The 3,624-nt window shown below is 36.8% G+C and carries 1 protein-coding gene; it reads right to left on the bottom strand.

Annotated features, from left to right (window positions below):
• Positions 1 to 91 precede the first annotated feature (91 nt).
• A partial coding sequence (locus AX663_RS08345) for a glucosyl transferase (protein WP_156430777.1) occupies positions 92 to 3,624 on the bottom strand: 3,533 nt, incomplete at its 5' end.

Below are 3,624 nucleotides of genomic sequence, written 5' to 3'. Positions count from 1 at the left end.
TAACTTTGTGAAGTTTAAAATGTACTTTCTTTTCCATGATAATTCTCCTTTCATTGAAAGACAAATTGGAATTATATGTGTGAAATAAATATTATTCGTAAATATATTTAATAACCCTTCCATCACCGTTTTCATCGAAATGAACAAGCTCAGCTTTCACCTTGTAACGAATTGAGTGGTTAAAAGTAATGTCAACATTTTTAGCACGTTTTCCAGTTTTTGGGTAATAATAATGGTAGTAGTAGTCATTTCCCGCCCAAATTGTTCGCAATTCGTCGTAGCCTAGTCTACCATCATCGTGGAAATAGTAGTAATCATCTCCAATCTTTTGTTCTCCCTTGTAACATTTACCATCACTACCAACATAGTAACGATTACCGTCAACGTCAACGAATTTGTCACGTCCTAAGTCAACAAGTTCACCAGTATTCTTGTCATAGTAATAACCATCATCAGCAACAATACCTTTAGCTTGTTTACCATCTTTATCAAAGTAACCCTTCACATTATCGATAGTTTTGTGTCCAGTTACCTTTTGACTATTTTCATCGACGTAGTACCAACTATTAGAATATTTTTTACCAAAATATCTAGTAATTGCACCAGTTGAGGTGTCTGCTAGACTAGGGTATCTATCGAATTGAAATACTTGAACATAATTATGGTCGATAGGCTCATTACCTAGGTCGGTGATAAAATGCCAAGGTTTTATTTGAACATAACGTTTTGTGACTAAAGCTCCGGTGTCCTTATCGTGATATCTACCATCTGGTGCGAAATCCCCTTTTAACTGTGGTCCATCAGGGTAGAAGTAGTAGTCCTCACCGTTAATAGTCTGATAACCTGACACCTTGTAGCCACTATTATCTAGGTAGTAGCGGAATGTAGTTGAGATACCATTAGCACGCCATTCACGAGCGATTCTTACAGTACGTTCTCTGAAAGTATTTCTTGCTAAGTTACCTGTATGTTTATCGTAATATTTACCGTTTTTTGCGAAACCTCCTTTTACTTGCTCTCCATTTTCATCGAAGAATACTGTTTCACCATTAATAGTATGCTCCCCTTTTAAAGCGATTCCTTCGGAACCAAAATAGTAAAATGGTTTTGTATCATCGCTAAATCCATTGTGGTTAGAAGGAACGTATAAGTTCCTAGCTAGATGACCATTATCATTCATATAATGGATATTGTGGTAGTCATCATAGAACAGTCCATTTTTTTTGATATCATCTTTCTTTTCAGTAATGACACCTTCTTGATCTGAAATATAAAGTTTATCGTTCACTTCAAAAAGTGTTCCAATGACACGCTCACCATTATTTTTATCGTAGTAGTATTTGTTTCCTCCTTGTTTAATAAACTCTCCTTTAGATTGCTTTCCGTTTTGGTCAACATAATACCATTTACCATTTATCATAACTGATCGGTTGACACCTAAATTAACACGAGCACCGGTATCTTTATCATAATAGTAACCATCGTCTGCGAACTGGTCTTTGATTTGTTCACCATAGGCATTGAAATAAGTAGCAACACCATTTATTGTTTGGTGACCGTGAAGGAATTTTCCGTCATATCCTGCATAATAGGTGACTTTTCTAATTTTAGGGTTAAGATAGTCATTCTCTAGGTGATAGATAGTAACGTATTGATTTTTAACCATCATTCCTTGGTAGTCATAATAATAGCTGTTTTCAAATTCGTCGGTAACAATTTGGTTGCGATAGTTTAAAGCATATGGTACTTCAGAGAGTTTACCTTCATTATCAGCTTTATAGGTCTTACCATCGATTTGAATAAGAGAGTTGATAACCATTTGTCCATTATGCAAATCATAGTAATGTTTTGGTAGACCTGAATTTGAGTAGCTAGCCTCACCTTTTAGTTGACGACCATCACTGTCAAAACAAACATGATAACTATCAACAATTTGGTTTCCAATGAGTTTTTGACCATTTTCATCGACATAGTACCAGTTCCCATTGTCTTCTACATAAGCATTGGTAACAAGTTCACCACTATCCTTGTCATAGAAGTGTCCATTCGGAGCGAAGTGTCCTTTAACTTGGACTCCACTGTCCTTAAAGTAAACTTTGACGTTATCAATGTTTTGTTCGCCAATGAGTTTATTGCCATCGGCGTTGTAGTAATACCAGTTGCCTTTATCATCGCTGACATATTGGTTATGGAATCTAGAATCACCTTGGATAGTGATGTTCCCTTCTTTATCTGCGATATAATGGATACCGTTTAACTCAAAAGATGTATCCTTGACTTTACGACCATTGTCTTTGTCAAAGTAGTAAATTTTATTATCAATATTAATGAATTCGCCTTTAGCTTGATGTCCTTCTGGACGAGATGATTCATGGAAGTAGAGTTCAAAGCCATCAATAGTTTTAGGTCCAGTGATAGGAAATCCGTCTTTGTTGAAGTAATACCAACGACCTTCGTAGTCCATCATAAATTGATTTTTTGGATAGTCTCTATTATTTTCTGAAGGAAGAGTATAGTAAGTTGGGAACGGATAAGTCACAATGTTTAGTTGTTTATTGAGATAATGTGCCACCCCATCGTTGTCTGAATAAAATACATATGGCATAGACTTCCATAGACCCTTTTCGATGATAGGATATTGTTTATTTTTGACTAAGGCCCCTTTGTCGTCAAAGTAGTAGCGTTTGTGATCTAATTCCATTAGTCTATGAACAGCAACTTGACCATTGTCATAGATGTAATAGTCGTTACCTAAAATTGTCTGACGACCTTTCTCAAGTGTGTTACCATTTTTATCAAAATAGTAACGTTCTAATCCAGGCATTACATAATAGTTTGGTTCGATATAAGCAGGTTCATTGAAGTAAACAACTTTACTATAGTTTTCTTCTGGAATATAGTGGTTGTCTTTGAATGTAATAAAACGGTCTGTTACTAGCTTGCCATCGTTTTCATCGTAAAAGTGCAGTTTGTCGTCAACTTTCCTAAGCTGCCCTTTTACCATAGTGCCGTCATCGTTAAAGTAATAATGGAAACCGTTGATGTCTCTTGGTCCAGTAACCAGCTGCCCTTTTGCATCTACATAATAGGTAACACCATTTGCATCTGAAACGAAACTTTCTCTTTTATCTGTCTTTTTTGTGATACCTTCCGCTTCAACAGTGATGGTGAAATCACCATCTTTTTGTGAGGTATCTAAAGTTGTTTTATCAGGAGAAGTGCTTATGATGAGGTTTTCGTTGTTTGTAGGTGTATTTGTTGCACTTACCTCAGAATGAATAATTTCAGAATTAGCTGCTTCCGAACTAGCTGCGCTTGTCACTTCAGAGCTTGGTTTTTCAGAAACTGTTTCTGTTGAGGCTACTTCAGAGCTGGCCACTGGTGCTTCTGACACTGTGGTTGCTTCGCTCGAAGCGGTAGTAGGTGTGTTTTCTGCAAGTTTAGTTGTGGCTTCACTAGTTGCAGGAGCTTCAACGTCAACAGCACCTTCTTTGATGATGGCTTCAACAGTTGCTTCATTAACAGGGGTAGGCTGTTCTTCAGCTGAAGCGTAGCTAAGGCCTGCAAAGCTCAATCCCAAAGCAAGTCCTGTCACTGCAATAGTTACCCAATGTTTTTTAACTT

Source organism: Streptococcus sp. CCH8-H5, from assembly GCF_001556505.1.
Taxonomy (GTDB): Bacteria; Bacillota; Bacilli; order Lactobacillales; family Streptococcaceae; genus Streptococcus.
This window is presented reverse-complemented; position numbering and strand designations above follow the sequence as displayed.